A 4,499-nucleotide genomic window follows, 5' to 3' on the forward strand; every position below is an offset into this window, starting at 1 on the left:
ACCGTGGCCGGCCTGCCGCGCCTGCCGGCCACGGTCGGGCTTGGCCTGTTCGGAGAGGTCTGGCCGGTCCCCGATACGTTTAGGCTGCGGGCCGAGGTCACGCAGGGCGTCCGCGCCCATGACGGGATCATCGCCAAGCTGGCGGCCGACCTGGTGGGCCGTTTCGGGCGGTTCACCCTCAGCCTGGGCCCCCGGTTCGTGGTCGGCGATGCCGCCGCCATGCATCTGGACTTCGACGTCCCGGTCGCCGCGACGCTCGTGAATCCCGTCCTGGCCCCGTACCGGGCTTCTTCTGGACCGCGTTCCGCCGGGGCGACGGCCACCGTGAGCTACGATTGGTCCGACGCGTGGCAGAGCCTCGGCTATGTCCGCTACGACAGGTTGATCGCCGCGGCGGCGGCGAGCCCGATCGTGCGCCGCGTCGGCACCGCGAACGAACTCACGGTTGCGGTCGGGGCGATCTACTCGTTCCGCACGTCTCCTTGAACTTGGACAAAGACCAAAGAGCGGTCTTCTGCTTGATGACATAGATCACGCGTTCGTGAGTATCTTCCGTCAGACGATCACGGACCCGTGATGACTGTGGCTGATCGGGCACGGTCGGAAAAAGTTCATGTTTTAAGCTGCCGCCGCGGGATTGTTTCCGAAATTTTGCGCTACTCACTCTCCCCATCGAGCGGAGAGCACCGTTGGCACGCATACTTCTGACGGGCGGGACCGGGTTGATCGGCGGCGCCGTGCTTCATCAGGCCCTCAGCCGCGACGACGACGCGAGCTGGGTCTGCCTGGTCCGGTGCACGAGCGTGGAGCAGGGGCGCCAGCGCATCGCCGCGCGCCTCGAGCGGTTCACCGACGCCTTCACGGCCCAGCGCCTGGTGCGCAAGGTCGAGATCGTCCCCGGCGACTTCACCCGGGCCGACCTCGATATGGATCCGCGGCTCGATGCCTGCACCCACGTGCTCCATCTCGCCGCCGACACCTCATGGTGGGGCGGCGAGCGCGTGTTCCGGACCAACCATGACGGCACCCTGGCGCTCGCCCGCCGGGCCCGGGCCATGCCGGGGTTGCAGCGGTTCCTGCATGTCGGAACCGCCATGATCTGCGGTGCCGACGCGCCGAGCCTGGTGGAGGAGGCGGCCTATCCCGATGCCGACGCCCGCCACATCGTCGGCTACACCGAATCGAAGGCGGCGACCGAGACGTCGCTCGCCGCGCTGTTCCCCGACCTGCCGATCGTCGTGGCGCGGCCGTCGATCGTCGTCGGCCACGCGACGCTCGGCGCCGCGCCGAGTTCGAGCATCCTCTGGGTCCTGCGCGCCGCCGACGCCCTGCGCATGCTGCCCTGCAGCCCGGAGAGCTGCGTCGACATCGTTCCGGCCGACTGGGTCGCCGAGACGCTGGTCGGCCTCCTCGCGAAGCGCGATCTCAGCCACACCCTCTATCACCTCTCCGCGGGCACCGCCGGGCGGACCCGCTGGGCCGACGTGATCGCCGCCTTCGAGGCGGCGGATCCGAGCGACGGGGTGCGTGCCTTCCAGCGCTTCGATCTTGAGCGCGACCACGCCCGGTTGCGCAAGCGCTTTGCAGAGGTGTTCGGCCTGAACGACGCGTCCAAGCGGGCGATGCTGCGTGCCACCCGCGCCTACTACGCCTTCTGCGCCCTCGACCTCACCTTCGCCAACGACAGGCTGCTCGAAGACGGGTTCGCGCAGGCTCCGTCGCTCGCCTCGTATCTGCCGGTATGCCTGGCCAATTCGGCGACGATCGTCGAGCAGTTCGCCGACGACATGGAGATGTTCGCGCCGGGCCCCGGCGCGGAGGCCGCGCATTCGGACCGGCCCCTGGCGGCGATCGCGTGAATTTCGCCGGCGATCTGGACTGACGAGACGCGACGGCGCGGAGGTGCGCTCCGGCCCTCAAGACGGCCTCGTCCCAGCCCTCTCACGGTGTTGGGATCGATCTGTACCTGACGCGTTTTGCCAATGGCATAAAGCGCTTCGGAACCGCACAGGCTGGACACGATGGCATCCGCCTATCACGCCCCCGCGTGACAGCCGAGAAGGCGGCGCGGAAGCGAGAGACGGGTCGCAGAGGACCATACGTCATCCAGGGATCCGAAGTTTCCACAGACGCTTCAGCCTCCACCCTGTCATCCCGGGGCGCCGCAGGCGAGCCCGGGATCCAGAGCCGCCGGCGGCGCAAGTCTTTGACCCGACGATGGTTCTGGATCCCGGGCTCCGCTTCGCGGCCCCGGGATGACGAAGCTGCCTTCAAAGCGGCTTCTACAAAGACCAGGGGGCGCCGAACAGGCGGGACGGTTCGATGCCGACAGCTGCTGCAAACACCTTGCAAGGGCTGGGTCTCGTCCCTTTGGGAAGCCGGGTTCCCCTTTCCCGACCCGCTTTGCGGGCCATCCTCTCCCGCACCGAGGTGAGAGTGCGCGCCTGGGTCCGTCCGTTGGTCTCATGCGGCCCGCGTTTCAAATATTCGATCCCCATTCACGCGCCGCTCGACGGATCACACACGGGATGAGACAACATTCGACCGGCCGAATCGGACCGTGTCGAACGCATGGATCCTGGGCGCGCGGCCGCGATCGGAGGCTCACGCCATGAGCAGCGCGAATCCAGACATCCCGGCCCCGGTGAAGGGCGGGCTCGTGGCCTACCTGACCGTGGACGGCGCCTTGAGAGCGGCCGAGTTCTACGGGCGCGCCTTCGGGGCCGAAATCGTCACCGCGATGCCGGCGGACGACCAGGGCCGGACCATGCACGTGCACCTCCACGTCAACGGGTCGTCGCTGATGCTGAGCGACGCCTTCCCGGAGCATGGCCACCCGCTGCAGGCGCCGCAGGCGTTTTCCCTCATGCTGATGGTCGAGGATATCGACGCGCGCTACGCCGAGGCCGTCGCGGCGGGCGCGACCGCCTTGATGCCGCCGGCCGACATGTTCTGGGGCGACCGCTACGGCCAGTTGCGCGATCCGTTCGGGATCGTCTGGGCCATGAACCAGCGCAAGGGCTGACCGCCCCACGACCGCCGCCAGCGAGCACGACCATGACCGAACCGAACGGGCGCGACCTCGTCCTCACGCGCAGCATCGCCGCATCCCCGGCTTCGCTCTACCGGGCCTGGACCGAGCCGGATCTCCTGAAGCGCTGGTTCGCACCCGCGCCCTTCACGGTCTCGGAGGCCGAGACCGACCTTCGCCCCGGGGGCGCCACCCGGATCGTCATGCGCGCGCCCGACGGCACGGAATTCCCGAGCGTAGGCGTCTATCTCGAACTGGTCGAGAATGCCCGCATCGTGTTCACGGACGCCTATGTACGGGCCTGGGAACCCGCGCCGAAGCCGTTCTTCACCGGCCTCATCACCTTCGAGTCCGAGGGCGGGGGAACCCGCTACACCGCGCGGGCCCGGCACTGGTCGGCCGAGGATTGCGCGGCCCACGAGGCCATGGGCTTCCACGAGGGCTGGGGGCGCTGCGCCGATCAACTCGCCGAACTCGCGGCCGGGTTGTAGGCCGCGCGACGGGTCCAATCTCTCGGGACGGAGGTCTCGTCATGGCGAAGACGGTCAGCACCTGCCTGTGGTTCGCGGACGACGCGGAGGCGGCCGCGCGGTTCTACGTGTCGCTGGTGCCCGGCTCGAGCCTCGGGCCGATCCTGCGGGCGCCCGGACCCTGGCCCGGCGGCGCGCCGGGCGCCGCGATCCTGGTGGCGTTCACCCTGGGCGGCCAGAGCTTCCAGGCGCTCAACGGCGGCGTCCCGGCGCAGTACGGCACCGCCGCGTCGATTGCGGTGTCCTGCGCGGATCAGGCGGACGTCGACCGGCTGTGGGACGCCCTCACCGGGGAGGGCGGGGCGGAGATCCAGTGCGGCTGGCTGCGCGACCGCTGGGGCGTGCCCTGGCAGATCGTCCCGGAGGCCCTGCCGCGGCTGCTCGCCGACCCTAATCCCGCGGTGGCGGCCCGGGTGTTCGCTGCCATGCAGACCATGGTGAAGCTCGACGTCGCGGCCCTGGAGGCGGCCGCCGCCGAGGATCCGCTGCTCGCCACCCAGCGCGACGTCGCGATCCTGCGCGGCCTGGCACTCGTGCGCAGCGGCCGCTACGCCGAGGCCCTGAAGGCCCTGTCGGGGCCGCGACTCGCGAGCGACCCGGAGGCCGCCCTGTGGCGCGCGATGGCGTCGGCCGGTCTCGGCGACTGGAAGGCGGCCGAGACCGGCTTCCCCAACGCGCTGCCGGTGGCCGATGGCTACCCCACGGACCTCGCCCAGCAGATCCGGGTCCAGGCCGCGGAGGCGGCGATCGAGAACGGCGACGCCGAGACCGCCGCCGCCCGGGCGGAGGACGCGGCCCACCTGCCGCCCTGGATCCGCGATCGGCTCGCCCTGGTCCGCGCCCGCGTCTCGGAGGCGACCGGTCAGGCCGACGCGGCGCTCGATGCGTATGCCCGCTTGGAGCAAGTCGGCCAGCGGCCGGTGGCGGCCGAGGCGCAG

General features: G+C 70.3%; 4 protein-coding genes and 1 pseudogene. All 5 read left to right on the forward strand.

Annotated elements, in window-relative coordinates:
- Positions 1 to 486: MipA/OmpV family protein (locus FV228_RS21235; protein ID WP_147856427.1), on the forward strand; the 486-nt coding region annotated here is incomplete at its 5' end.
- A gap of 203 nt (positions 487 to 689) precedes the next feature.
- Positions 690 to 1,859 (forward strand): SDR family oxidoreductase, encoded by a 1,170-nt coding sequence (locus FV228_RS21240; RefSeq protein WP_238262500.1) that lies wholly within the window; start codon positions 690 to 692, stop codon positions 1,857 to 1,859.
- A gap of 752 nt (positions 1,860 to 2,611) precedes the next feature.
- Positions 2,612 to 3,025: a glyoxalase/bleomycin resistance/extradiol dioxygenase family protein gene (locus tag FV228_RS21245; RefSeq protein ID WP_147856428.1), complete on the forward strand. Its 414-nt coding sequence runs from the start codon at positions 2,612 to 2,614 to the stop codon at positions 3,023 to 3,025.
- A gap of 32 nt (positions 3,026 to 3,057) precedes the next feature.
- Complete coding sequence (locus tag FV228_RS21250; RefSeq protein ID WP_147856429.1) at positions 3,058 to 3,522, forward strand: SRPBCC family protein; 465 nt, start codon at positions 3,058 to 3,060, stop codon at positions 3,520 to 3,522.
- Between the two features lie 41 nt (positions 3,523 to 3,563).
- Positions 3,564 to 4,046: pseudogene (locus FV228_RS33785) on the forward strand (VOC family protein); the annotation flags it as partial.
- Positions 4,047 to 4,499: the final 453 nt, after the last annotated feature.

The sequence above is a fragment of the Methylobacterium sp. WL18 genome (assembly GCF_008040015.1).
In the GTDB taxonomy this organism is placed as follows: Bacteria; Pseudomonadota; Alphaproteobacteria; order Rhizobiales; family Beijerinckiaceae; genus Methylobacterium; species Methylobacterium mesophilicum.

Coding starts and splice junctions, on each gene's coding strand:
- FV228_RS21245 (WP_147856428.1), top strand. CDS start 2,612: ATGAGCAGCGCGAATCCAGACATCCCGGCCCCGGTGAAGGGCGGGCTC.
- FV228_RS21250 (WP_147856429.1), top strand. CDS start 3,058: ATGACCGAACCGAACGGGCGCGACCTCGTCCTCACGCGCAGCATCGCC.